The 23,205-nt window shown below is 61.5% G+C and carries 22 protein-coding genes and 1 pseudogene; 19 read left to right on the top strand and 4 right to left on the bottom strand.

Annotated elements, in window-relative coordinates; genetic code table 11:
- Positions 1-155: 155 nt before the first annotated feature.
- The 9 genes from ACYVGE_RS13695 to ACYVGE_RS13655 all read left to right on the top strand — a co-directional run bounded on the left by ACYVGE_RS13695 (position 156) and on the right by ACYVGE_RS13655 (position 10,063).
- On the top strand, positions 156-989 hold the full coding sequence (locus ACYVGE_RS13695; RefSeq protein WP_460730691.1) for an alpha/beta fold hydrolase: 834 nt from the start codon (positions 156-158) through the stop codon (positions 987-989).
- 70 nt (positions 990-1,059) lie between these two features.
- Complete coding sequence (locus ACYVGE_RS13690) at positions 1,060-1,992, top strand: NAD-dependent epimerase/dehydratase family protein (RefSeq protein ID WP_460730690.1); 933 nt, start codon at positions 1,060-1,062, stop codon at positions 1,990-1,992.
- Positions 1,993-2,207: 215 nt separating this feature from the next.
- Positions 2,208-3,884 (top strand): NAD(P)/FAD-dependent oxidoreductase, encoded by a 1,677-nt coding sequence (locus ACYVGE_RS13685; protein ID WP_460730689.1) that lies wholly within the window; start codon positions 2,208-2,210, stop codon positions 3,882-3,884.
- A gap of 281 nt (positions 3,885-4,165) precedes the next feature.
- Positions 4,166-4,447 carry a hypothetical protein gene (locus ACYVGE_RS13680; RefSeq protein WP_460730688.1) on the top strand — a complete coding sequence of 94 codons (282 nt, stop codon included), beginning with the start codon at positions 4,166-4,168 and terminating at the stop codon, positions 4,445-4,447.
- A complete protein-coding gene (locus ACYVGE_RS13675; RefSeq protein ID WP_460730687.1) occupies positions 4,444-6,339 on the top strand; it encodes a heavy metal translocating P-type ATPase in 1,896 nt (631 codons plus the stop codon). The genes ACYVGE_RS13680 and ACYVGE_RS13675 overlap by 4 nt, the downstream gene beginning before the upstream one ends.
- Before the next feature lie 80 nt (positions 6,340-6,419).
- Entirely contained in the window at positions 6,420-7,613 is a 1,194-nt protein-coding gene (locus tag ACYVGE_RS13670) for a hypothetical protein (protein WP_460730686.1), read from the top strand.
- A gap of 13 nt (positions 7,614-7,626) precedes the next feature.
- Positions 7,627-8,289, top strand: coding sequence for a TerD family protein (locus ACYVGE_RS13665; protein ID WP_460730685.1), 663 nt, complete (start codon positions 7,627-7,629; stop codon positions 8,287-8,289).
- Between the two features lie 8 nt (positions 8,290-8,297).
- Positions 8,298-9,260, top strand: a complete 963-nt coding sequence (locus ACYVGE_RS13660; protein WP_460730684.1) for a hypothetical protein — start codon at positions 8,298-8,300, stop codon at positions 9,258-9,260.
- A gap of 8 nt (positions 9,261-9,268) precedes the next feature.
- Positions 9,269-10,063: a VWA domain-containing protein gene (locus tag ACYVGE_RS13655; RefSeq protein ID WP_460730683.1), complete on the top strand. Its 795-nt coding sequence runs from the start codon at positions 9,269-9,271 to the stop codon at positions 10,061-10,063.
- 629 nt (positions 10,064-10,692) lie between these two features.
- Here ACYVGE_RS13655 and ACYVGE_RS13650 read toward each other — a convergent pair.
- The 4 genes from ACYVGE_RS13650 to ACYVGE_RS13635 all read right to left on the bottom strand — a co-directional run bounded on the left by ACYVGE_RS13650 (position 10,693) and on the right by ACYVGE_RS13635 (position 14,260).
- A complete protein-coding gene (locus ACYVGE_RS13650) occupies positions 10,693-11,406 on the bottom strand; it encodes an SDR family NAD(P)-dependent oxidoreductase (RefSeq protein WP_460730682.1) in 714 nt (237 codons plus the stop codon).
- Between the two features lie 67 nt (positions 11,407-11,473).
- On the bottom strand, positions 11,474-12,058 hold the full coding sequence (locus ACYVGE_RS13645; RefSeq protein WP_460730681.1) for an isochorismatase family protein: 585 nt from the start codon (positions 12,056-12,058) through the stop codon (positions 11,474-11,476).
- Between the two features lie 103 nt (positions 12,059-12,161).
- A complete protein-coding gene (locus tag ACYVGE_RS13640) occupies positions 12,162-13,223 on the bottom strand; it encodes an alkene reductase (RefSeq protein ID WP_460730680.1) in 1,062 nt (353 codons plus the stop codon).
- Positions 13,224-13,264: 41 nt separating this feature from the next.
- Positions 13,265-14,260 (bottom strand): SDR family NAD(P)-dependent oxidoreductase, encoded by a 996-nt coding sequence (locus ACYVGE_RS13635; RefSeq protein ID WP_460730679.1) that lies wholly within the window; start codon positions 14,258-14,260, stop codon positions 13,265-13,267.
- Between ACYVGE_RS13635 and ACYVGE_RS13630 the strand changes: the two are divergent.
- The 10 genes and pseudogenes from ACYVGE_RS13630 (at position 14,248) to ACYVGE_RS13585 (ending at position 22,484) form a co-directional block, all read left to right on the top strand.
- Positions 14,248-15,134: pseudogene (locus tag ACYVGE_RS13630) on the top strand (LysR family transcriptional regulator). The gene ACYVGE_RS13635 and the pseudogene ACYVGE_RS13630 overlap by 13 nt on opposite strands.
- Before the next feature lie 469 nt (positions 15,135-15,603).
- Entirely contained in the window at positions 15,604-16,020 is a 417-nt protein-coding gene (locus ACYVGE_RS13625; RefSeq protein ID WP_460730678.1) for a hypothetical protein, read from the top strand.
- Between the two features lie 61 nt (positions 16,021-16,081).
- The gene (locus tag ACYVGE_RS13620; protein ID WP_460730677.1) at positions 16,082-16,606 is read left to right on the top strand and encodes a hypothetical protein; all 525 of its coding nucleotides are present in this window, start codon (positions 16,082-16,084) and stop codon (positions 16,604-16,606) included.
- 19 nt (positions 16,607-16,625) lie between these two features.
- Positions 16,626-17,039: a hypothetical protein gene (locus ACYVGE_RS13615; protein WP_460730676.1), complete on the top strand. Its 414-nt coding sequence runs from the start codon at positions 16,626-16,628 to the stop codon at positions 17,037-17,039.
- A 1,264-nt stretch (positions 17,040-18,303) separates the two neighbouring features.
- Entirely contained in the window at positions 18,304-18,846 is a 543-nt protein-coding gene (locus ACYVGE_RS13610; protein WP_460730675.1) for a hypothetical protein, read from the top strand.
- Positions 18,847-19,377: 531 nt separating this feature from the next.
- Complete coding sequence (locus tag ACYVGE_RS13605; protein WP_460730674.1) at positions 19,378-19,857, top strand: GNAT family N-acetyltransferase; 480 nt, start codon at positions 19,378-19,380, stop codon at positions 19,855-19,857.
- Positions 19,858-19,877: 20 nt separating this feature from the next.
- Positions 19,878-20,189, top strand: coding sequence for a hypothetical protein (locus ACYVGE_RS13600; protein WP_460730673.1), 312 nt, complete (start codon positions 19,878-19,880; stop codon positions 20,187-20,189).
- Positions 20,190-20,700: 511 nt separating this feature from the next.
- Complete coding sequence (locus tag ACYVGE_RS13595; RefSeq protein WP_460730672.1) at positions 20,701-21,048, top strand: hypothetical protein; 348 nt, start codon at positions 20,701-20,703, stop codon at positions 21,046-21,048.
- A gap of 522 nt (positions 21,049-21,570) precedes the next feature.
- A complete protein-coding gene (locus ACYVGE_RS13590; RefSeq protein WP_460730671.1) occupies positions 21,571-21,888 on the top strand; it encodes a hypothetical protein in 318 nt (105 codons plus the stop codon).
- Between the two features lie 95 nt (positions 21,889-21,983).
- The gene (locus ACYVGE_RS13585) at positions 21,984-22,484 is read left to right on the top strand and encodes a hypothetical protein (protein ID WP_460730670.1); all 501 of its coding nucleotides are present in this window, start codon (positions 21,984-21,986) and stop codon (positions 22,482-22,484) included.
- Positions 22,485-23,205 lie beyond the last annotated feature (721 nt).

Below are 23,205 nucleotides of genomic sequence, written 5' to 3'. Positions count from 1 at the left end.
GCGCAACGATCCAGAGGACATGCTCTGCCCCCTGGCTGCGGATCGACCTCCTGACGACCTCGTCCCGTCGCTTCATCCGCACGCAAACCCGAATCCGGGCAACCCGCCTTCGGGATCGACGACCACCCGCCCATGCACTGCATAGGAGAAGCCCAATGGGATACGTAACGACGAAAGACGGCGTCGAGATCTTCTACAAGGACTGGGGGCCGCGCGATGCCCAGGTCATCCATTTCCACCACGGTTGGCCACTCAGTTCCGACGACTGGGACACGCAGATGCTGTTCTTCGTGAACAAGGGCTTCCGGGTCGTCGCGCACGACCGCCGCGGCCACGGCCGCTCCACCCAGGTTTGGGACGGCCACGACATGGACCACTACGCTGACGACGTGGCGGCGGTGGTCGAGAAGCTCGGCATCCGCGGCGCGATGCACGTCGGGCATTCGACTGGAGGCGGCCAGGTGGTGCGCTACATCGCGCGGCACGGCCAGGACAAGGTGTCCAAAGCCGTGCTCATCAGCGCCGTGCCTCCGCTGATGGTCAAAACCGAGGGCAACCCGGGCGGTACGCCGAAGGAGGTCTTCGACAACTTCCAGGCGCAGGTCGCCGCGAACCGGGCGCAGTTCTACTACGACGTTCCCGCCGGCCCGTTCTATGGCTACAACCGCCCCGGCGCCAAGCCGTCGGAAGGGGTGATCTGGAACTGGTGGCGCCAAGGCATGATGGGCAGCGCCAAGGCCCACTACGACGGCATCGTCGCGTTCTCGCAGACCGACTTCACCGAGGACCTGAAAGGCATTTCCATTCCAGTGCTGGTGATCCACGGCGACGACGACCAGGTCGTGCCCTACCAGGCTTCGGGCGTGCTGTCGGCGAAGCTGGTGAAGAACGGCAAGCTCAACACCTACAAGGGCGCCCCGCACGGCATCCCCACCACGCATGCCGACCAGGTCAATGCCGATCTGCTGGCCTTCCTGCAGCAACGATGATCGAAGCAGATACGAAAGAGCACGCCCCGCACTGGATGCGGGGCGTGCTGCTGATGCCTAAGGGGTAACAATGCAAACGATATTGGGCGCGAACGGCCAGATCGCCGTGGAACTGGCGCGCGAGTTGCAACGCAATCACACCAGCGACCTGCGACTGGTCAGTCGTAATCCACGCAAGGTCAACGTCTCCGATGCCGTCGTGGCCGCCGACTTGCTCGATGCCAGGCAGACCGCAAAGGCCGTCGAGGGCAGCAGCATCGTCTACTTCACTGCCGGACTGCCGCCGGACACCGAGCTGTGGGAGAAGCAGTTCCCCACGATGCTGAAGAACGCCCTCGATGCATGCCGGGCAACGGGTGCGAAGTTCGCCTACTTCGACAACACCTACATGTACCCGCAGGACGACAGGCTGCTGACGGAGGAGACGCGATTCGCGCCGGTCGGACGCAAAGGCCGCGTACGTGCGCACATGGCCACCATGGTGCTGGAGGAGGTGGCGCGCGGTGAAATCCCGGTGCTCATTGGTCGCGCGCCCGAGTTCTATGGCCCTGGCAAGACCCAGAGCTTCACCAACGCACTAGTGACCGACAAGTTGAAGGCTGGCAAGGCGCCGCGTCTCCCGGTGCGCGACGACACCAGGCGCACGCTGATCTGGACCCCCGATGCGAGCCGGGGATTGGCCATCCTCGGGAATACACCCGATGCATACGGACAGACCTGGCACCTGCCTTGCTGCGACGAGCGACCGACGTACAGGCAGTTCGTCACCATGGCCTGCGAAGCATTCGACAGGCCCGTGTCGTACAAGGTCATCGGCAAGTGGGCCTTCGCGGCTGCGGGAATTTTCTCGCCACAAGTGAGGGAGATCCGGGAATTGCTTCCGCGCTACGAGCAGGACAACCTGTTTGATTCGAGCAAGTTCAAGCGCCGATTCCCGCAGTTCGAGGTCATGACGTATCGGGAGGGGATCAACCTGATCCGAAAGAGCGGGGCCGGAGAATGACTGGGCCCGGCAGCGATCGTAGATCAGCAGGCCGCGACGGCGAGTTGGCAGTGACCGCTAACGACCCATAGCGGACATTCGTCCTCCCGTCTAAGCTCATCCACTGACTTGGTACGCCCGAGATCATCCTCGGATATCGGGTGCTTCACCGCGCTCAGTGCCCGTGCCGCTGCCCCAAAGTGACGGCGATCAACCCACGCCCTCGGATACACCGCATGCTTCGACTGACCGATCTCAAGTTGCCGCTGGACCACCCCGAGGCGGCGCTGCGCGAGGCGATCCTGGCGCGACTGGGCATCGCCGCCGCCGAGCTGGCCGGCTACACCGTCGCCAAACGCAGCTACGACGCGCGCCGACGCGGCGCGATCGTGCTGATCTATTCGGTCGACGTGGACACGCCGCGCGAAGGCGACATCCTGCGGCGGCTGCAGCTGGACGACGAGGCCGACGGGTTCGCGCACACCGGCGACGGCGGCAAGGTGATGCGCACGCCGGACACGAGCTACAAGTTCGTGGCGCGCGCGCCGGAGAGCCTTCCGCTGCGCCCCCTTGTCATCGGCATGGGACCCTGCGGCTTGTTCGCGGGTCTCGTGCTCGCGCAGATGGGCTTCCGACCCATCATCCTCGAGCGCGGCAAGGCCGTGCGCGAGCGCACCAAGGACACCTGGGGCCTGTGGCGCAAGAAGGTGCTCAACCCCGAGTCCAACGTGCAGTTCGGCGAAGGCGGCGCGGGCACGTTCTCCGACGGCAAGTTGTGGAGCCAGATCAGCGACCCGAAGCATTACGGCCGCAAGGTGATCGACGAATTCGTCAAGGCCGGCGCGCCGGAAGAGATCGCGTACGTCAGCAAGCCGCACATCGGCACGTTCCGCCTGGTGTCCATGGTGGAACAGATGCGCGCGACGATCGAATCCCTCGGCGGCGAAATCCGTTTCAGCCAGCGCGTCGACGATCTGCTGGTCGAGACCGACCGCGATGGCACGCGCCACGTGCGCGGCGTGACGCTGGAGAGCGGCGAGCAGCTGCGCGCCGACCATGTCGTGCTGGCGCTGGGCCACAGCGCGCGCGACACATTCGCGATGCTGCATGCACGCGGCGTGTTCGTCGAAGCGAAACCGTTCTCGATCGGCTTCCGCATCGAACATCCGCAATCGCTGATCGATACCGCCCGCTTTGCCGCGCAGGCCGGGCATCCGCTGCTCGGGGCGGCCGATTACAAGCTCGTGCACCATTGCCGCAACGGCCGCTCGGTGTACAGCTTCTGCATGTGCCCGGGCGGCACCGTGGTCGCCGCGGCCAGCGAGCCCGGGCGTGTGGTCACGAATGGCATGAGCCAGTACTCGCGCAACGAGCGCAACGCGAATGCAGCGATCGTCTGCGGCATCACACCAGAGGATTTCGCGCGCTACGGCGAGGGTCCGCTCGCCGGCATCGAGCTGCAACGGCACTGGGAAGCCGTTGCGTTCGAGCTCGGCGGCGGCGAATACGAAGCGCCGGGTCAGCTGGTGGGCGATTTCCTGAAGGGTCGAGCGTCGAGCGCGTTCGGCACGGTGCTGCCCTCGTACAAGCCCGGCGTGCGCCTGGGCGATCTCGCGCCATCGCTGCCCGAGTACGCGATCGCGGCGATCCGCGAGGCGCTGCCCGCGTTCGAAAAGCAGATCCGCGGTTTTGCGATGCACGACGCGGTGTTGACTGGCGTGGAGACCCGCACGTCCTCGCCGGTGCGCATCACGCGTGGCGAGGACGGCCACAGCCTGAACACACGCGGCCTGTTTCCGGCAGGCGAGGGCGCTGGCTACGCGGGCGGCATCCTGTCGGCCGGCGTCGATGGCATCCGCACAGCCGAAGCAGTCGCGCTCGATATCGTTTCCCGCATCTCGCGTGCCGCGTAGCGTTCGCGCTCCACATACGACCGAACGCGGCCGCGGGCGCCGTCAGATGCGCCGGGGGCACAGCATTGGGCTGCATCGCTTTGGTTCTTCCAAGGGCGCTGGCTTGGCCTGGCGGACCCTAAGCGGACCTCCGACACGCAGATCGACGTGATTTGTAATTGTGTTGCTCGACTGCTTTGGCTACGTTTCGCCAACCACTCCTTCAGTCCGAAGGGGTCGACGGACAAGCACAGGAGGCCCGATGGGCGCCGGAAATCACAGCTCGGACCAGCACTCCAGTCATGGCCACGGCCATGACGATGGCAACGAGCACGGTCATGGTGACCAGCACGGCCACCACCAGCATGGACACGGGCACGGGCACGGAGACGGGCATGGACATGGACATGGACATGGACACGGGCACGGGCACGGGCACGGAGACGGGCATGGACATGGACATGGACACGGGCACGGAGACGGGCATGGACATGGACATCGCCATGGTCACGAAGGCCATGGCCACGAGGGCCATGGGCATTCGCACGGAGATGGCTTCGGGGAGCTCTACCTCGCACTGTTGAGCGGCTGCTTTCTGGTCGCCGGTTGGCTGGTCGAGCGCGCCGTCGGTGCAGGCGCCATCGCCGCTATCGTTCTCTATTCGCTGACCTACCTGACCGGTGGCTGGGGCGTCGTCCAGGAGGCATGGGAGCACCTGCGCGCGCGCAGATTCCAGATCGAGTCGCTGATGATCGTGGCGGCCATCGGCGCGGCGGCGCTAGGCCGGTGGGCCGAGGGTGCATTGTTGCTGTTCCTGTTCGCGCTCGGTCACTCGCTGGAGCACTACGCCATGGGCCGCGCGCGGCGCGCGGTTGAAGCCCTGGGCAAACTGCGCCCGGAGACCGCCTTGGTACGACGCGCAGGCCAGCTCGTCGAGGTGCCGGTGGAATCCCTGGAGATTGGGGAACAAGTGATCGTGAAGCCCGACGAGCGCATCGCCGCCGACGGCTTCGTCATCTTGGGCGAGAGCTCCGTTGATCAGGCGGCGATCACGGGCGAAAGCATTCCGGTAGACAAGTTGCCGGTGCCCGATGTCGAGGCAGCGCGCCAACGGCCGGATCCGGTGGCGGCCGCGCATCGGGTTTTCGCCGGCACCATCAATGCTGGGCGGGTTTTCGAAATCGAAGTAACTCGCCGCGCCGACCAGAGCACGCTGGCGCGAATGGTGGAACTGGCCCAGGTTGCCGAGTCGCAGCAATCACCCACGCAGCGTTTCACCGAACGCTTCGAGCGCTTGTTCGTGCCTGCCGTCCTGGTACTGGTCGGGCTGCTGCTTTGCGCTCCCCTGGTGATCGATGAATCATTCAGTGCGAGTTTCTATCGCGCGATGGCGGTTCTGGTGGCCGCGAGCCCCTGTGCGTTGGCGATCTCCACGCCGAGCGCGGTATTGAGCGGCGTCGCACGCGCGGCCCGCGGCGGTGTTCTGGTCAAGGGCGGCGCCCCGCTTGAAATCCTCGGCGTCCTGCACGCGCTGGCCTTCGACAAGACCGGCACGCTCACCGAAGGCAAGCCCAGCGTCACCGATGTCGTGCCCTACGGCGACGCGACCGAACAGGAACTGCTGGCGACCGCGGTCGCCGTCGAACGACTCAGCGAGCATCCGCTCGCGGGTGCCGTGGTGCGCGACGGTTCCGCACGGCTGGCAGGCGCTCCGATTCCGGTCGCCACTGACCTGACCAGTCTCACGGGTAGGGGCCTCAAAGCGCGCGTTTCTGGCGAGGCCGTCCATCTGGGAAAGAGGTCGCTGTTCGCGGAGATCGAAGGCAATCCGCTGCCGGACGATCTGGCCGGGCGTATCGACGCACTCGAAGCAGAAGGGCGCACGGTCTTTGTCGTGCGCCAAGGCGGACGCTATCTGGGTGCGATCGGCTTGATGGACGTGCCGCGCGCGAACGCGCGCGCGGTGATGGAACGTTTGCGCAAGCTCGGCGTGACCAAGCTGGTGATGTTGTCCGGCGACAATCAGCGCGTGGCGGATGCCGTGGCGCGTAGCTTGGGCATCGATCATGCAATTGGCGAACTGATGCCCGAAGGCAAGGTCGAGACGATCAAGACGCTTCGCGCCCACGGCGAGGTAGCCATGGTGGGCGACGGCGTCAACGACGGGCCGGCACTGGTCAGCGCTTCGATCGGCATCGCGATGGGGGCAGCGGGCTCGGATGTCGCGCTCGAGACGGCCGACGTTGCGCTGATGGGCGATCGCCTCGAGCACCTGCCTTTTGTGGTGGGCCTGAGCCGGCAGACGCGCCGGATCATCCGCCAGAACCTGTGGGCCAGCCTGGGCATGGTGGCCGTGCTCATCCCTGCGACAGTGCTGGGCCTGCAGATGGGCTGGGCCGTGGTTTTCCACGAGGGCTCGACGCTGTTGGTAGTGGCTAACGCGCTGCGTTTGCTGGCCTACCGGGACCCGAACTGATCCGCCGGGCCTTGTCCGAGGGATCCTGTATAAAATTACCAATGACGGCCGCAACGGCCGTGCAGGGAGCAAATACCACGATGTCATTGCCCATCACGACGCCTGATTCCGTTTCGGATCCCGTAGTTTCGTCCTCGCCGACCTTGCCCGTTGCGATCGGCACGCCCATGAACACCGGCGCGATCGTGCTGCGCGAACACCAACTGCCGCAGGCCGAGTCCGCCCTGGCCGCGCTCGATTTCGAGACGATCGGTCCGGGCCAGATCGCCACCATCGGCATCGGTGCCGAGCAGAACCTGGGCAGGACGCTGGACGGCATGCTCGCCCGGCTGGACAAGAAGTCGGCGGCCAAGGTGTTCGACTTGTTCAGTCGCCTGCAGAAGGGTGTCGACGACGCCAATCTGCCGGAGATCCTGCAAAAGGTGCAGAGTGGCGAAAAGAGAGGGTTGCTTGGCACTCTCCGCGCGCTGTTGCTGAAGCTGATGGGCAAGAGCGCCGACGAGATCGCACAGGACCTCATGGACCAGCTGTCCGAGCTGATCACCGGGCGTACGCGCACGCTTGCGATGGAGATGCAGAAGCTCGAGGGCGAGCTCAACAAGGAAATGCAGGTGCTCAGCACCGAGCTCACCAGCCTCGGGCAGCTCAAGCAGAAGTATGCCGAGCACTTCGGCGAGTTCACCGTGCAGGCCGCGGTCGCGCGTGCCTTCGTGGACAAGGCACGCGCCCATGTGCAGGCGCAGGCGGCAGCGGCGGATCCTGCCGACCTGGTAGCGCAGGCGCGCGTGCGTGAGCTCGAAGACAAACTGCGCCTGCTCGACAGCCGCGCGCTGGCGCTGGAAGGCACCTATACGCGTCTTCCTGCCGACAGCATGGTCATCCAGCAGGTGGAAGACGCCGGTGTGGCCACGCTGCAGGAAACGGCGACGACCGTCGCCTCGCGATTCGCTTCAATCAAGATGGCCTTGCTTTCCATCCAGGGCGCCTTTGCGGTCAAGACCGTGCAGCAGATCTCGGCGCGCCAAGCCAAGCTTGACGAGCAACTGACGAAACTGCGCGGCGATGCGCTCAAGGACGTCGCCGTTTCCGCCGCGCGCGCACCGGGCGACAACCGCCTGATGCAGGCCAAGCAGATCGAGGCGATCATCGTTTCGACTCGCGAAATCAACGCACTGGTCAAGGCGACCCGTAAGGAAACCGACGAGAAGTTCGATATCGCCCGCGCGAGCTTCGAGCAATCGCGCAACGCGCTCGCCCAGCTGCGTTCTGAATAAGGATCGAAACCTGATGTTGACATTGAACCTGCAGAAGCCGGATTCGGCTCCTGTCCGCAAGCTGCAACTGTCGTTGAACAAGGGCGTGCGCTTCAGCGTGCAGGTCGAGTGGGACTGCAAGGCCGAGCACGAGGACGACGTCGACGTGCACGCGCTGGAGGCGGTCAATTCCGGCAGCGGAGCCAAGGTGGGCGCGCTGGAGAACATCCTGTCTACCTACAACACCACGCGCATGTCGCGCAGCGGCGTGCTGCGCAACAACGAGGACGGTTCCTTCGCCACCCCGTCCGGCGGCCTCTCACATTCGGGTGACGTCCGGCGCCAGGGGCTGCGGGCCGAAGTTCTGACGATCGACGGGTCGAAGGTGCCGCCTGAGGTCAACGAGATTCCGTTGTTCGCCACCGTGCACAAGGCCGATCACGGCGATGCGCACGAGGAAGAGCACGGCGAGGACGACGATGAAGCGGCGTTCGCGGATATCGACGTGTGCATCGTCACCATCTCCGACGAGTCCGGAACCGTCCTTGGCAAGTACAAGCTGTCCGACGAGTTTGGCGAGTTCAACGTAGTCCAACTGGGCTCGGTGATGCTCGGCCGCAATGGCGGCTGGGAATATGTCCCGGTCGGCGTGGGGTTCAGGGGCGACTTCAACGAAGCCCTGGGCAACTTCTGCTGAGCGATCGCGTGACGGAGGAAAAGCCACCGCAGCCGGGTCGGTTGCAGCCGACGGTGATGAAGCCGCCGAAGAAACGTTCGCGCGAGCGCAAGGCTTCGTCGCCGGCCCCGGATCTGCCGCCTGCGCCCGGCATCGCAACGCCGACCGTCGTGGCAGGCGTACGCCGCCAACGCATCGAGGTCGACATCGCCGGGCTGCGAGTGCTGGCGCCCGATGCCCCGGCGCCGGTGTGCCAGGCGGCCCTGCAAATGATCCGCGAAGTCGTCGACTCGCGGATGAGCGAGCGCAAGGCGGTCCTGTGGGGTCACGAAGCGCAGAAGGCCTATGGCGAACGCGTGACCGGGACGTTTTCGCTCGCGCAGGATCCCGTGGTCGAGCAGGCGCGCGCCTGGGTCAGCCGCATGACCGCGATCCTGGGTGCGATCGACCTGATGGCTGTGTGTGGCCACGGCAAGGGCGGTCTACTCGGCAGCGTGGCGAAGGCCATGAGCAACGACATCGATACGCCACGCGAGTTGTCGGCCGCGCTGGACGAGCTGCGCCTGTTGCTCGAACGCACTGGAGCGGCGATCGACCGGCTCCTGCAACTCAAGGAACGCCTACAGCAGCAGGCCGATGCCATCGGCCGGATCGAGGTCGAGATCGAATCCGCCGCGCTCGCCGCACTGTTCCTGTCCGGGCATTTCGCTGCGAGGGCGCCCGAGCTGGCACAACTGTTCACCGAGCGCAGCATGAGTTTGAACGCCACCCTTGCGCAGATGCGCCAGAGCAGCCCGATCTACCGCATGCAGCTCCAGCAACCGCTGCAGCTGATCGCCGCCATCCAGAATGTAGCGCTGGTATCGCTACCCGGCTGCATCGCCGGAATGTCCGCATTGCTCACCCTCCTTTCCGCCAAGGGCGCCTCGCCCACCGAAGTCCGTGACATGAGCTACCAGCTTCGGGACCTCCTCAGCCAGCTCAACATCTAGGAATATCCATGTCTCAACGACTCGCGCTCGATCTCCACAAGTCGACAGCCGCCTTCCGCCTCTCCCTCGACAAGGCCGGCGTCGCGCCTGGCATCAAGGCCGAGCTCATCGTCGTGATGGATGTATCGGCCTCTTTCGAACACGAGCACGAGGAAGGCACGACCAGCATCCTGCTGGAGCGCTTCGTGCCGCTCGCCAAGGTGCTGGACCCGGATGGAAAGTTCGACCTCATCACCTTCAGCGGTGGCGAGCGCTCGGTGCGCCATCTCGGCACCATCGACGAAAGCAACGCACGCAACTACATCGTTGACCATGTGGTCGACCAGGTGACCGGCTGGAAGGGCGGTACCACCTATAGCTACCCGCTCGAGGAGGGCTTGCGCGTGCTGGGCTGGATGCCTTATCCGCCCGGTCGCGACCCGGTGAAGCAACCACGCTTCTGGGAACGCGTGTTTGGCATGACGGCCGAGCGCAAGGCGGAGGTCGAGAGCCCGCGTCCGAAGAAGCGTTCCATCGTGCTGTTCGTCACTGACGGCGAAAACGATCCGGGCAACTACCACGGTGACAAGCGCCGTACACGCGAGGTCCTGCGGGCCTCGGAAACTCGTGGCGATCAGGTCTACTTCCTGTTCATCGGCGCCTGCGAGCACGAGAAATTCGAGTTCGTCGAGGAGATCGCGAAGGAGTTCAAAAACACGGGCGTCGTGATGGCGACCGATCCGGAAGAGTTTGCGAACCTCCCGGACGAGAAGCTCGTCGCCAAGCTGCTCGACCCTGAGCTGGTCGGCTGGCTTAAGCGCTGACCGCAGACGGCCCAGCGGGCAGGGCGCCGCGCACGCGCTGCCCGCGTGGTACCTCACGGAATGTGGACTCTCGTAGATCGGGCGGACGTAGATCCATCTACGTCCGTCTTCCCGTCCGGCGGTTCTGAAGGAACAAGCAACGGCGCGTTCGACATCCTGACGGAGCAAACCGCATCGCGTTGACGCACGCCGAAGCTCACGCGCATCAGTAGGTCCCGCCAGCTAGAGGTCACAGAAAACGAAAAGCCCCGCACTGGCGTGAGCCATTGCGGGGCTTGATGTTTTTAATGGTGGCCGGGGAGGGAATCTAATATGGAAAATAAGCCTATGATTCCATTGTTTATTGCGAATGTGATTTTGTAGCGGTATCCCGGCTGGTATCCCCGCGGTTGGCAAGCCAGTTCGTAGACAGGTCACCCACCCTAGATGCGGATGACGAGAGTTGCCTGGGCCCTCCAAAACCAGGCGAATTGCAGGCACAGGCCGTGGCGACAAGCACATCTTTAACCCATAACTCGTTTATGCGTTCCTTGTGTCCGCTTTCGACCCAAAGCGGACATTCAACGCCGTCCCTACTAGCCCGGTCGGATGCCTGTTCTCGACAACACTTCCGCAGATCGCGGTCCGGTTCACCATTTCTCCAGCGCCGGCCTGACCTCGACCTCGAAACTCCAACCGCGCGGATCCTGCTCTGTTAGCTCGTACACCGTATTAGCAAGTGCCGCCGGGTCGATCAGGGCCTCGAGCGGCCTGTCGCCAACATGAGCCTCGATCCCCGGCTTCTCGACCATGCCGTCGACGATCACCAACGCGACATGGATGCCTTTGGGCCAAAGAGATCGGGCCATCGATTGCGCCAGACTGCGCTGAGCAGCCTTTGCAGGAGCAAAGGCTGCCGTCATCGTATTGCCACGCAAGGACGCAGTAGCCCCGATAAAAACAATGGCGCCATGTCCCCGCGCCTTCATTGCCGGGATGACCTCCTTCGAACATAGCAGCGCGCCATAGGCATTGACCCGCCAGGCCGTCTCGAACTGGTCCGGACTGATCGAGTCGATATCGCCGAACACTCCCGATCCGGCGTTGTAGAGCAGCGCATCGACCTCGCCCATTTCCTGGCGGATCGCGGTGAAGGTGTCGCGAACGGATGTCGAGTCGCCGACGTCGCACGAGTAGGTCCGTGCATGGTCAATGTCGACAGCGATGGAGTCGACCCTGGACGCATCGCGTGCCAGCAGGGCCACCGCATATCCCGCCTTGGCAAAGCGCTTGGCCAGTGCAAGTCCATTTCCAGGGCCGACCCCGGCAACTACGGCGACTGGGCGTTGGTCTGATTTGACCATCATTGGTCTCCCTTTCAGTTCTTGGCACCCTTGTCGGGGATCGGTCAACCCGCGTACTGGAGCAGAATCACTGTAGGGCTGGCGTGACAACTTCCTGCACGATCTGGCCGCCTTCTGGGGTGGCCCAGTCGCCGGCCAGTTCCGCGATCACCTGGTTTGTGCTGGACAACGTAACGCCATGGCTTTCCATGCGGCGCAGAGACATTTCGTCGCCCATCTTGCTTGGCGAGCCGCCGGCATCGGCGATGACCTGCACGTCATAACCGTCCTGCGCCAGGGTGAGCGCCGGGAAGACCGTGCAAACGTCATTGGTGACACCGGCAATGATGATCTTCTTGCGCTTGGTCGCCTTGACGGCCGCAACGAAGCTCTCGTCTTCCATTGCGTTAACGATCCCGATGCGCTTGATGCGGGCGGCGAACTCGGTTGGCAGGATGCTTTCCAGCTCGCTCAGCAACGGCCCCTGCGCATGCCCTTCCATGCTGGAAGTCAGCACGACCGGCAGCTTTAGGATCTTGGCGGTCTTGGCAAGCATCAGCGCATTGCGCTTCATCTCCTCGAAGGGGATGGATTTCACCCAGCTCATCGTGCCGACCTGGTGGTCGATCAGCAGCAGGGCCGCGTTCTCAGCATTGAAACGTACGAAAGCCATGATGTGGCCTCCTTGGATCGAGGTGCGGTGGGGGGCGCGGCGCGCCCGCGAAACAGCATGAACTTGGCGCTGCCACGGGGGGCGTGAGGCGTACCTCAGGTGTCTATTGCTTCAAAGTCGGATAGTCGGTGTAGCCCTGCTCATCGCCGCCGAAGTAGCTGTCACGTCGCGCGTCATTCATGGGCGCACCGGTCTTCAGCCGCTCGACGAAATCAGGGTTCGCCAACACCATCTGACCGTACGCTTCCAAGTCGGCCAGACCGGAAGCTACGTCGGCGCCGACCTGCTCGCGTGGGCGTCCCGGGCGGTTCAAGACCAGCGCGCCCTTCCACAGCTTGCGGATGTCGGCCAACAGCGGCTCGTTGCCCTGGTGCATGACATGCAGGTAGGACAACCCCAGCTTGTCGAGTTCGGCGACCAGGTAACGGTACAGATCCGGCCCTTGGGCGCCTTCATCAATGCCCCACATCGAGGTGCCCGGAGACAGGCGGATGGCGGTGCGATCCGCGCCAATCTCTTCGGCGATGGCGGTAGCGACCTCGATGGCGAAGCGGGCGCGATTCTCGATCGTGCCTCCGTACTCATCCGTGCGGGTATTGGCGCTGGGGGCGAAGAACTGCTGGATCAGGTACGCGTTCGCGCCGTGGATGCCTACGCCATCGACGCCGGCCTCGATCGCGCGACGCGCCGCGTAACGAAAGTCCTGGACGGTCTGACGCACTTCCTCGGTAGTAAGGGCGCGCGGCACCGGAATGTCCTGCATACCCTTCGCCGTGAACATCCCCGAGCCAGGCGCGATTGCCGACGGCGCGACGCCTTGGCGATGGTGCGCAGTGTTGTCCGGATGGGACATGCGCCCTGCGTGCATTAGCTGGATGAAGAAGTGGCCGCCCTTGGCGTGAACGGCATCAGTGACCTGCTTCCAGCCCGCTACATGCGCGTCGGTATAGATGCCCGGCGTGGTCAGGTAGCCTTGGCCATCCTCGGACGGTTGCGTCCCTTCGGAGACGATCAGCCCAACGCTTGCACGCTGCGCGTAGTAGGTGGCGGCCAGTTCGCCCGGCGTGCCATCGAACTGTGCGCGTGAACGGGTCATCGGCGCCATGACTAGGCGGTTAGGTAGGGAATAGCGACCGACGCGGACGGGATCGAACAGTTTGCTCAAGGTGGAATACTCCGAATGAGGGGAGAGGGACGACGGCTCGATTACGAGGCGGTGCCCTGGATGCCGGCATGGGCTACCAATGCCTCTGATGCGCCCATGAACTTGCGTATGTGTTCATTGCTCAGCCCCGCCGACGGAAGGATGGCTTGGCCCTTGTTGTTGAACATCGCGCCGCTATGGCTCTCCAGCTCCGGCGTGAGCAGCAATGGTGTGATCCGCTCGGCGTAGGCGTCGGCCGTAGGTGTGAACCAGCCGATCAGTGTTTCCATCAGGCGCGACTTCAGCGAGTCCTTGCCGAAGAAGTTGTCGCGGATGTTGGTCTTGATGAGACCGGGGTTCAGGCCGAAGAACGTGGCGTGGGCATAGCGCTTGGCCGCGTCGATCACAAGAATCTCGTTGCCGGCAACAGTGTTCATGTGCGCCGGCATCGCCTTGTAAGACTTCTCCGCATTGAGGTCGTCCGGCGTGCCGATCTGGCCGCTGCCGGGATAACCCATGAGGAACACGCGCGGCTTCATCGGCGACTTGGGGCGCTTCGTGCCCAGCTTCGGCGCGATGGCGCGCAGGATGACAAGCCGGTTCAAGTAACTGACGGCCAGATCGCGCTCGATACCCTCGGCGGTTTCCTGGCGCTGCGGCGCTGCAAAGATGCCGATGGTGAAGATCACGACGTCCAGCGTCTCCGCCGGCAGCTCCGCGGCAACGCGTTGCGCTTCGCGCATCAGGCTCAGGTCGGCCTGAATGAATGTGATCCCGGACGTGCCGGCATCGCGGAAGGTTTGCCCCACGACGATGACGCGTGCGCCGAGCGCGGCCAGATGGCGGCTCAAGGCGCGGCCGATTCCACCGGTGCCACCGATGATGGCGATCTGCTTGCCTTCGAAATCGCCGGCGAATGCACCCCGGCGATGCCAATTCACGCTGTCGTCTCGCTTCATGATGAGTGCTCCAAGTTCAATGGAGGCATCATGCTCCGCCTCACTGGCGGGATAAACATGGTATTTTGAAGAACATTGATGCACAGATGGAGCAGTCAATGGAGTTGCTGAATGACATGGCCTTGTTCGTGGAGGTCGTCAAAGCCAGGGGGTTTCGCGCGGCCGCTGACGCGCTGGGCATCCCTAACTCGACCTTGTCTCGGCGGATCAATGCGCTGGAGAAGGCGATTGGCCTGCGCCTGCTTCACCGCACGACGCGCAAGATCGAACTGACGGAGGCTGGCCAGATCTATTTCGAGCGAAGCAAGCGCATCGTCGATGAGGCCCGACTGGCGCACGAGCAACTCGGCGAGATGCTCGCCCAGCCTAGTGGCGTGCTGCGTGCGTCGCTGCCAGTGGACTTCGCCGTGACCTACCTAGCGCCGCTGATCGCCGAGTTTGCCGCACTCTATCCGGGCATTACCTTCGACTTCGACCTGACGCCGCGCCGGGTCGATCTGGTCAGCGAACCTTTTGATGTGGCGATTCGCATGGGCGAATCGGAGGACTCGCAACTGATCGCACGTGTGCTCGCCTCTCTCACCCCCAACCTCTATGCCTCGCCCGGCTCCTTGAACGATCTGGCGAACCGCGCAAGCCAGCTGATCTAGAACGGCATGAGTGTTTCAACATCGGGAAGACCGGTTCGTGGATATTGCACGACGGCAAGAAGACCGCCACGGTAACGATAGGCAGTCGGTTCGCGCTCAACAGCGTCGGCATGATCCGACGCCTGGCGACGCTCGATCAGGGCATCGTGCTGATGCCGGAAGAAATCGTCGCCGATGAGCTGGCCAGCCGAAAGCTGCGGCGGATCATGCCCAGCTGGCAAGGCAGGCCGATGCCCGTCTACGCCATGACCGAAACCCGCCTGCTGCCTGCAAAGACACAGCGTTTCATCGAATTCCTGCGTGAGCGACTTGCACGGACGTGATGCCTCGGAGGATGAATCAGCCTGGCTCGAATAAAGCCCGCACGGATGTCCGCTTCTGGCCGTTAGCGGACATCCGCGGGTGCCGGCTGTGACGCGCAATGCCCGCGTCCTCCTAAGTGGTCGCCTGATGCCGAGTCCGGTGGCAGCAATACAAACTGGAAAATAGCAGGAACGGTCCTGCGACCATGACGCATGTCACGAATGTGCCAAGTCCGTAACGGCCTGTGAGATTCGCTGTTCGGCCTGAGCGATTGCTCTCTGGCGTTGTTCGGCACTTACTTTGAGCCCGTCAGCTTCGATGACATCAAGCTTGGTCACGCCAACGAACGAGAACGCACTTGCAGCGGTTATGTCTGCGCTCGGCAAATATGAGCTGGTCATTGAGGGGCCTCGGTGTGGGCCCTAACAATTCATTCAAGCCGAAGCCGCTTCGCGGCTCGGCTTAATTCAGGCGTTAGGCCGCGCACCAATGACTTCAGTTGATCAACCACTCTTGTACCTTGCAACCGGCTTCGCTTGCATGTTTCTCTGCGCCTGGCTCTTTGATCGCGCCCGCCAGCGCTATGTGCCGGAGGCCTCACCTCCGCCTGAAAGGGTGGCAACGTCAGCGCCTAAGGCACTGCTCCGCATGGTTGGCGGCTACATTGGCGCCGCAGGCATTTTGCTGACCCTGTGCAAGACCAATCTGCTTGTCGCCGATCTGCTGCTCATCGCATCGTTAGTCAGCTTTTCCGTTGCCGTATATCGGATTCGGCTGCGGCCGCTACTGGCTTCCGGCCTTACCTCTTCTCATCTTGCCGTTCTCATCGTGGCCTTCGCCCTTTGGACAGTGCCAATACTTTGGTTCATCCATTTGCATCTTGCGGGCTCCTATGGCGCGGCCTAACAATTCATTCAAGCCGAAGCCGCTTCGCGGCTCGGCTTAATTCAGGCGTTAGATTTCCATGATGAATTACATCCGACCACTAATCGGCACCGTCGCATCCATGGGCTTCGTGGCGTCGTCGCTTGTGCACGCTGCGGCACTCTTTGGCGTCAATGTTAAAGCCCAGCTTCCTGGCGTGTGGCTCCTACACTTCGGCATATTTGCTGTTTTTACTCCGTTCGTTCTCTTCGCCAGCAGGGACTTTGGCGGCCGCCCTCCCTCCTTATCACAGATATCAGCAGGTCTTCCTCGCTGGGTCGTTGTTCTGGGCATCGTCATATTCGTTTACGCAACTATCAATTTCGCATTGTTCATTGCAGGCACCGATGGCGGTTCCCCCGCAATCCGCGACGGCAAATATCTATTGCTTGATCACGGGCGGGTCATCCGCGAGATTTCTGCTGCCGAGTATTCCTCCTTCAAAGTGAATGAGGCACGAGGATTCTCCGGCCATTGGATGGCGTTCTACTTCATTCCTGCAGCCTATTTTCTCGGCTGGAAATCTAACAATTCATTCAAGCCGAAGCCGCTTCGCGGCTCGGCTTAATTCAGGCGTTAGCCATCGCATGAGCGATCGTCCTCAGTTCGGGCTCTTCCCCAACCTCTATCTCGGCGTATTCGTCGGGCTGCTTCTAGCTGCGCCTTTCCTGTTGCTGGCCCCGTGGCGCTCCGGAAGTTCCTTGGCCTGGGGCGCATCCGCTTCGGGAGCGCTTCTCACCGCTTTGCTTCTGTGGCTCTCGAATCGCCAGTGCTCCAGCCACTTAGTCTCATACCGGGAAGGCCTGCTATTTGTTACTGAGTCAATGATGACTGGCTGGTCGCTGCTCTCTGCGGTGTTCGTGTTCCCGGCGCTTCTGATAGCGGCCATGGCATCCTGTGCTATCTCCGCCATCTACTTGCCGCTCGGCGGCAAGGCTAAGTCTGCGCCGGCGTTCTACCGTGTCGTAAAGTTCTTCCATAGTCACCGCATGCTTCAGTAGGCGATGGCTAACAATTCATTCAAGCCGAAGCCGCTTCGCGGCTCGGCTTAATTCAGGCGTTAGGTGTGCAATGAGGATTCCAGTACTGCTAATCACAACCGCATGTTTGGCCTTGTCCTTGTCTTTCCGGGCTGCCGGTCAACTCCATGACGGGGAAAATCTTCTGCAACCACTTCCGTTGCCCGATGGTGTGTGGCTTGCCACGCAGTCTACTGAGGGCCGAAATGAGATTGTTGACTGGAGAAAGAAAGAGAGTGCCGATCGCGCACGAACGGTGATTATGCGTGGCGGCGGCGGGTACCCGCCAACTCGCTTTAGGGAGATCAATTTCAAGGGCGGCCGGGAGTCTTGCGCTAGCTTCAGCGGTCGAGTTCTTGAGGATTCAAAGTTGAATGGCTACGACCGTTCGTTGTGGATCGGGGAGTGCGCTCAACCCGATGGTTCATCAACTACGGCTTTGTGGTTGTTTCTTTCTGGCAGGGACTCAAGTTACTTCCTTTTTAGACAATGGCATGGCGCTCCTGACGTGGCCGCAATGGATCAATGGGTAAGCTACTTTAAGGGAGTAAAGGTTTGCGACACACGTCCGCGCAGAAAGGCCCCGTGCTCCCAGCCCGCAGCGAGCACACCTAACAATTCATTCAAGCCGAAACCGCTTCGCGGTTCGGCTTAATTCAGGCGTTAGCCCTCTGAGGACAGTGATGCGACAACTAATTCTTTTGCCTCTTATGCTGGTAGCCGGCTGCGATCGTCTGGACACAGCAGCGATGGGCTTCGCTGGATGGGAGACAGTCGCCCTTACTTCGCGGCCGTTTGATCTCGACTCCCAAGGACGGACCTTTACCAGCAAAGAGCAAATGAAGGCACTAGGCATGTCGAATGCCTGCGTTGTCTTGAAAACGCACTATCCGACCGCGCCGCAGGCGCAAATGGATCAAGACTTTGAGTCCCTACTACAAGGGGCAAATATCTCAGCCACGCTCACTGCCGATAGCGGGCAGGAGTATCACCTTAGCAGTGCTGGGCAAGCCTGGGACTTGCATGGCGCCATTTCATCTAGCGCGGAACTGTCCGTTCAAGTGCTGGCAATGCTGAAGCCCCGGAGGGAACTGTCATAAGATCCGTGCGCATCACGTCAGACAAGCCCCTTTCCGTTCTCGGCGCCTATTGGCAATCAATGCCCAAGGTCAGCGGGCCAGAGGGCTAACAATTCGTTCAAGCCGAAGCCGCTTCGCGGCTCGGCTTAATTCAGGCGTTAGGCCGCATGAGAAAATTTGCTGCGATCTTGATGCTCTGGTTTTTAGCAGGCGTGGCCTTGGCCCACCAAGATCGCATCTTGCCGATCAAAGCAGATGGCACTTTGGGCGACCTTCCTGCCAAGTACGGCCCCGTTCGGGTCACCATCTCTCGCGCCGTCGGAAACCCCACGACACTGACACGAGTCTCGCTTGAATCGCCACGCTTCAACGTCTCGCTCAATCAGTGCATCCTGGCCAAGCTAAGAGGCGTCACAGAACTCCAAGCGAGCGGCTCTTGGTACCACACGCGCGGCAGCCTGCCGGCTTACGTATCACTAACCTTCGATAGCGGTAAGTACGACCCTCGCCGCGCCACAAACGAGTACTACTCAGTCACTTTCTCGCTTATCGACGGACACATTTTGATGGGTGAGCGGGCTTGGGATCCTCTTATTGGTGATTGGCGAGGGCAGTACATCGACCCAGCAGACAAATGCTCGCATTGGAGGCACCTCGGCATGTGGCCTAACAATTCATTCAAGCCGAAGCCGCTTCGCGGCTCGGCTTAATTCAGGCGTTAGGCCTCATGGAAAAGCCCCAGCCGTCCGTAAGAGCAGCATCCTGGTCTGCCGCTCAATGCGTGCGTCACTTTTGCAGCGTCCGTGAAATTTCCCATCCAGACATAGAGGCGTTCTGCCAACACCTGGAGGACGCAGTCACTGCAGAGTCTGTAGTCGCATGGGATGCACAGGTAGAACGTCTGCGGATCACAGGCCTCGGCGACCCGCTTCCTATCCCGCTCGACTCAGTGCAGGGTCTAGGTGAGCTACTGACCGCTGCCCGCGAGGTCACGGCTACTCAGTTGTATGCCGCCTGGAGCCCGCTAATCGTGGCCAAGTACCTCTCGGAGGCAGCTAGCCGCTCCGGACTGAGCCCCGACGCGGTGTTAGCCAGAGCCATTACGCTGCATCATCCAGATGAGCACGGCTGGGGGCCAGCGGCGAGTCCGGCCGAGCGTGACAGGTGGTCGCGTGAGGCCTAACAATTCATTCAAGCCGAAGCCGCTTCGCGGCTCGGCTTAATTCAGGCGTTAGGCCCCTATGGAACCTGATTCGCTGCCAAAAGTAAGACCCGCCGAGCCAGGGGACTCAGTTGCGTTGTCTGAGCTCTTTGGTGAGTTAGGCTTCCCGTGCTCGCCGCATGAGGTCTTGGATCGCCTCGGCGCAGCAGAGGACATGGCGTTGGTTGCCACCCTTGAGGGGCGCATCGCGGGAGTCATTACAACTAATGTCATGCCGGTACTGCACCGACCGATGCCGGTCGGCAGGATTTCCGCACTTGTCGTGGCACAGGACAATCGTGGTTTGGGTATCGGTCGCGTCCTTGTAACCGCTGCTGAGGCGCTTCTAGCATCGCGCGGCTGTGGCTTGGTTGAGGTCACCAGCAACTTTCGCTTGGAGCGGGCCCACGGCTTCTACGAGTCTGTCGGGTATGAGGCTACTAGCTACCGCTTCAAGAAAGATCTCGGCGTGGGGCCTAACAATTCATTCAAGCCGAAGCCGCTTCGCGGCTCGGCTTAATTCAGGCGTTCGATCGCGCTATGAAGGCAATCGCTCGTCAAGCACTCATCTCATTGCCCAGCGGCGGCATACTGCTTGCCCTTTTGTGGCTTACCGTCCGACTGCTGCCTCCGCTTGGAATGCTGCTTTACTTCCCAACGGTAGTAGGCCTGGAGGTGCTTGAGGATCAAGGCTACGCGACCCTTCAGGGCTCGCCGGACGGCTGGCCCATCCCTACCGACCTCGGCCTGTGGATTGCTGGCGCAGCCTGGTGGCCTCTCTGCTCACTTACGGTTTTGATAGTTCTGCAGGTCAAGAGTTGGCGCGCCAAGCGTTATGGCGGCGCAATCTAACAATTCATTCAAGCCGAAGCCGCTTCGCGGCTCGGCTTAATTCAGGCGTTAGCGCCCATGAGCTTTGGTGAGTTCGTTGTAGGCCACATTCTCATCTCCGGCTGCGCTGGCCTTATCGCCATGCGGCACATCTCCAGGTGGAAGCTGTCTACTGAGTCAATCGATAGCCCAAAGCTTGTTACTCGTTGGACCTATCGATATTTGGTCTTTTCATTCTTCTTCTTGCTTGCATCGCTGCTAGTAGCGCCTATAACCACTTGGCAACTAGTAAAAATTCCCGCGTTTCAGACGATCGTCTCCTCATACCCTTGGCTGCTTCTGGTTCTAACCGCAATCCCGGCGTACGGTCTCTATTACTTGAACCGCAGATACCTAGTCTGGTGTGACCCCGTTAAGATCGGCGCAAGACGATCAGCCCTCGAGTACTGGCGCTCAAAGGCTGGGCGCTAACAATTCATTCAAGCCGAAGCCGCTTCGCGGCTCGGCTTAATTCAGGCGTTAGGGCTCACTAGTGACCAATCCGCACCTGACATCGATAGAGGCCGACGGCTGGCTGATAGATGACGGCGAGGTGGCTCACCAGGAGAGCCCGGAAACATTCTGGATTCCGCCGCTCGCCGAGCGTCAGTCCCTTGAGCCAGGATCCCTCGTCAAGATCCGCTTCTACATTCGGGCGCCGAATGATTCTGGCGAGCTCGTGGACCACGGGGAGCGCATGTGGGTTCTCGTTAAGGCCCGGCATGACGATTGGTATCTGGGCGCACTAGACAATGACCCGTACTGCACGGACGCTATTCAAGCCGGCATGGAGCTCTGGTTCCAGCCACGCCACATCATCGACATAGACCGGGGCGCTTAGCGCATGCAGGTGAGCCCTAACAATTCATTCAAGCCGAAGCCGCTTCGCGGCTCGGCTTAGTTCAGGCGTTAGGCGCAGGAGACAAAAGTGCACAGCCCACGTTGGTATCACTGGCTCGTCCTTGCAGTTGTTCTTCTAATCACAATGTGCGTTGGTGTGCTTGACCTCGTCTTGGGGGCGTCAGAAGGCAGTCCATTCTTCACGGTGGATAACATTCTTGTTCGCGCTATCGGCGCTGGATTTCTTGTCTCGGCGGCACTTATGGCTCTGCGGCGCAAGGCGGGGTATGTCCTGGCGGCAGCGTGCTTCCTTCTGAGCGGGCTCGAGTTTCTTGTTACATGGCTCCTATATCAGCCGCCCATTGTTGGCATCGCACTCGCCATTTTTCTGGCAATTTGCGCTCTTCTTTCAGGTGCTGCAATGTGGATCGCGCGAGCGTTCGTGCGGCCTACTGCAGGCGCCTAACAATTCATTCAAGCCGAAGCCGCTTCGCGGCTCGGCTTAATTCAGGCGTTAGGCGGCATGGACGGCATTTACGTTGTCACAGTTGAAGCGTCACCACTCCCTGGGTCCGAAAGGTTCTTCGAGTTTGGCGGTGCTTATATCAATGTGTACACAACCTCCAAGACTGAGACTGACGCAATTGCAGTCGCGACAGTCGAGGTCCGAGAGGCCGGATGGCAATTCGACGCTATCGACGACGTTAATTGGGTAACGCGCGACGACCTGACAGACACGGAGAGTGGGCTTGAGTACTTTGAGCAGGCGCTACTCGATGGGATCGTTATCGTCGTGCACACATTTCCGCCAGACACCGGCGATCAGGTCGTTGCGCATTAACGGCTTGCCGCCTAACAATTCATTCAAGCCGAAGCCGCTTCGCGGCTCGGCTTAATTCAGGCGTTAGGCGTTACACCAACAATTCAGGGGGAATGATGAAAAAGGCTGTACTAGCGATTGGCCTGGTCCTGCTGGCGGGCTGTGCTACGCACTATTCACCGCCCACCTCTGGTGCCACCGCGACCGTTACGTTTGCAGCGTCCGGCATCCGCACGGGCGCGTGGGTGCTAGTCCAGAACTTCGCCTCTGAAAGCTGCCAGCCAAGTCCCAACGGGACGAGGCTGGCGACGTTCACGACAACCGCAGTACAGGGAAAGGGCGACCCGCATTCGGGCGTGAGCCGCGTTATGCCTGCAGGTCAGGCGGCGGTGGTCACATTCGCATACCAAGCCGGTGCCATGGGCTTTACGGATACTGAAACCTGCACGCTCACCCAAACATTTGTGCCCGAGGCTGGCGGCAGCTACCTGGTGGCCTTCGACCAGACCGAGTCAATGTGCCATGTCTCGGTGATGCGTGAGGAGGCAGGGGTCCTCAAGCCAATCTCCGACACCAGGTCAGTCAAGCCAGCATGCGTAAACCAGTTCAACGGGTAACGCCTAACAATTCATTCAAGCCGAAGCCGCTTCGCGGCTCGGCTTAATTCAGGCGTTAGACAGCTGCACAACTCATCAGGGACGTGACTGAGATGATTCGATCAATTGCAGCTTCAATCCTATTTTTCTCATTTGCCGCTGGTGTCGCTGCACAGGAACAGCCGCCCAAGGTGTTCATAGATGAGGGCGCGTGCCCCTTCGAGTGCTGTCAATACGGCCGCTGGACGGCCACCAAAGCCACCCCCGCATTTGCCTCCCCAAGCGCAAAGCGTGCAACGCTTACTATCCCACCAGGTGCAGAGGTAACGGCGTCAACTGGGTACGTCCGCACCGTTGGCCAGCCCTTTGTTGTTAGCCGCAGCCACCCGCCATACAAGCCCGGCGACAAGCTCATGGTTTACACCTACTACGGAGAGGGCGCGTTCTCGGTCTGGTACAACGGCGAAAGGTTCACGGAGGACTTAGGGTTCAGCCCCTACGGCGGAACCGGTGGCGAGCGGTGCACTGACCAAAAGTATTGTTGGGGTACTCTCTCCCGAGAGTTGAAGTCCGAATGGTGGGCTCAAGTTCGCTTGGCAAATGGCAAGACCGTCTGGGTCCACGCTGCCGATGGTTTCGAGGGACAAGATGGTTGCGGCTAACGGCCAGCGGTCTAACAATTCATTCAAGCCGAAGCCGCTTCGCGGCTCGGCTTAATTCAGGCGTTAGACGCGCAGGAGGA

This window comes from Lysobacter rhizosphaerae, from assembly GCF_054779795.1.
Note: the sequence above shows the minus strand (reverse complement) of the source record. Positions and strands in the feature narration are given on the sequence as shown.

Excerpts from the sequence above, each read along its gene's own strand:
- ACYVGE_RS13695 (WP_460730691.1), top strand. The coding sequence starts at position 156 with ATGGGATACGTAACGACGAAAGACGGCGTCGAGATCTTCTACAAGGAC.
- ACYVGE_RS13690 (WP_460730690.1), top strand. The coding sequence starts at position 1,060 with ATGCAAACGATATTGGGCGCGAACGGCCAGATCGCCGTGGAACTGGCG.
- ACYVGE_RS13685 (WP_460730689.1), top strand. The coding sequence starts at position 2,208 with ATGCTTCGACTGACCGATCTCAAGTTGCCGCTGGACCACCCCGAGGCG.
- ACYVGE_RS13680 (WP_460730688.1), top strand. The coding sequence starts at position 4,166 with ATGGCCACGGCCATGACGATGGCAACGAGCACGGTCATGGTGACCAGC.
- ACYVGE_RS13670 (WP_460730686.1), top strand. The coding sequence starts at position 6,420 with ATGTCATTGCCCATCACGACGCCTGATTCCGTTTCGGATCCCGTAGTT.
- ACYVGE_RS13665 (WP_460730685.1), top strand. The coding sequence starts at position 7,627 with ATGTTGACATTGAACCTGCAGAAGCCGGATTCGGCTCCTGTCCGCAAG.
- ACYVGE_RS13655 (WP_460730683.1), top strand. The coding sequence starts at position 9,269 with ATGTCTCAACGACTCGCGCTCGATCTCCACAAGTCGACAGCCGCCTTC.
- ACYVGE_RS13650 (WP_460730682.1), bottom strand. The coding sequence starts at position 11,406 with ATGGTCAAATCAGACCAACGCCCAGTCGCCGTAGTTGCCGGGGTCGGC.
- ACYVGE_RS13645 (WP_460730681.1), bottom strand. The coding sequence starts at position 12,058 with ATGGCTTTCGTACGTTTCAATGCTGAGAACGCGGCCCTGCTGCTGATC.
- ACYVGE_RS13625 (WP_460730678.1), top strand. The coding sequence starts at position 15,604 with ATGACTTCAGTTGATCAACCACTCTTGTACCTTGCAACCGGCTTCGCT.
- ACYVGE_RS13620 (WP_460730677.1), top strand. The coding sequence starts at position 16,082 with ATGAATTACATCCGACCACTAATCGGCACCGTCGCATCCATGGGCTTC.
- ACYVGE_RS13615 (WP_460730676.1), top strand. The coding sequence starts at position 16,626 with ATGAGCGATCGTCCTCAGTTCGGGCTCTTCCCCAACCTCTATCTCGGC.
- ACYVGE_RS13610 (WP_460730675.1), top strand. The coding sequence starts at position 18,304 with ATGAGAAAATTTGCTGCGATCTTGATGCTCTGGTTTTTAGCAGGCGTG.
- ACYVGE_RS13605 (WP_460730674.1), top strand. The coding sequence starts at position 19,378 with ATGGAACCTGATTCGCTGCCAAAAGTAAGACCCGCCGAGCCAGGGGAC.
- ACYVGE_RS13600 (WP_460730673.1), top strand. The coding sequence starts at position 19,878 with ATGAAGGCAATCGCTCGTCAAGCACTCATCTCATTGCCCAGCGGCGGC.
- ACYVGE_RS13590 (WP_460730671.1), top strand. The coding sequence starts at position 21,571 with ATGGACGGCATTTACGTTGTCACAGTTGAAGCGTCACCACTCCCTGGG.
- ACYVGE_RS13585 (WP_460730670.1), top strand. The coding sequence starts at position 21,984 with ATGAAAAAGGCTGTACTAGCGATTGGCCTGGTCCTGCTGGCGGGCTGT.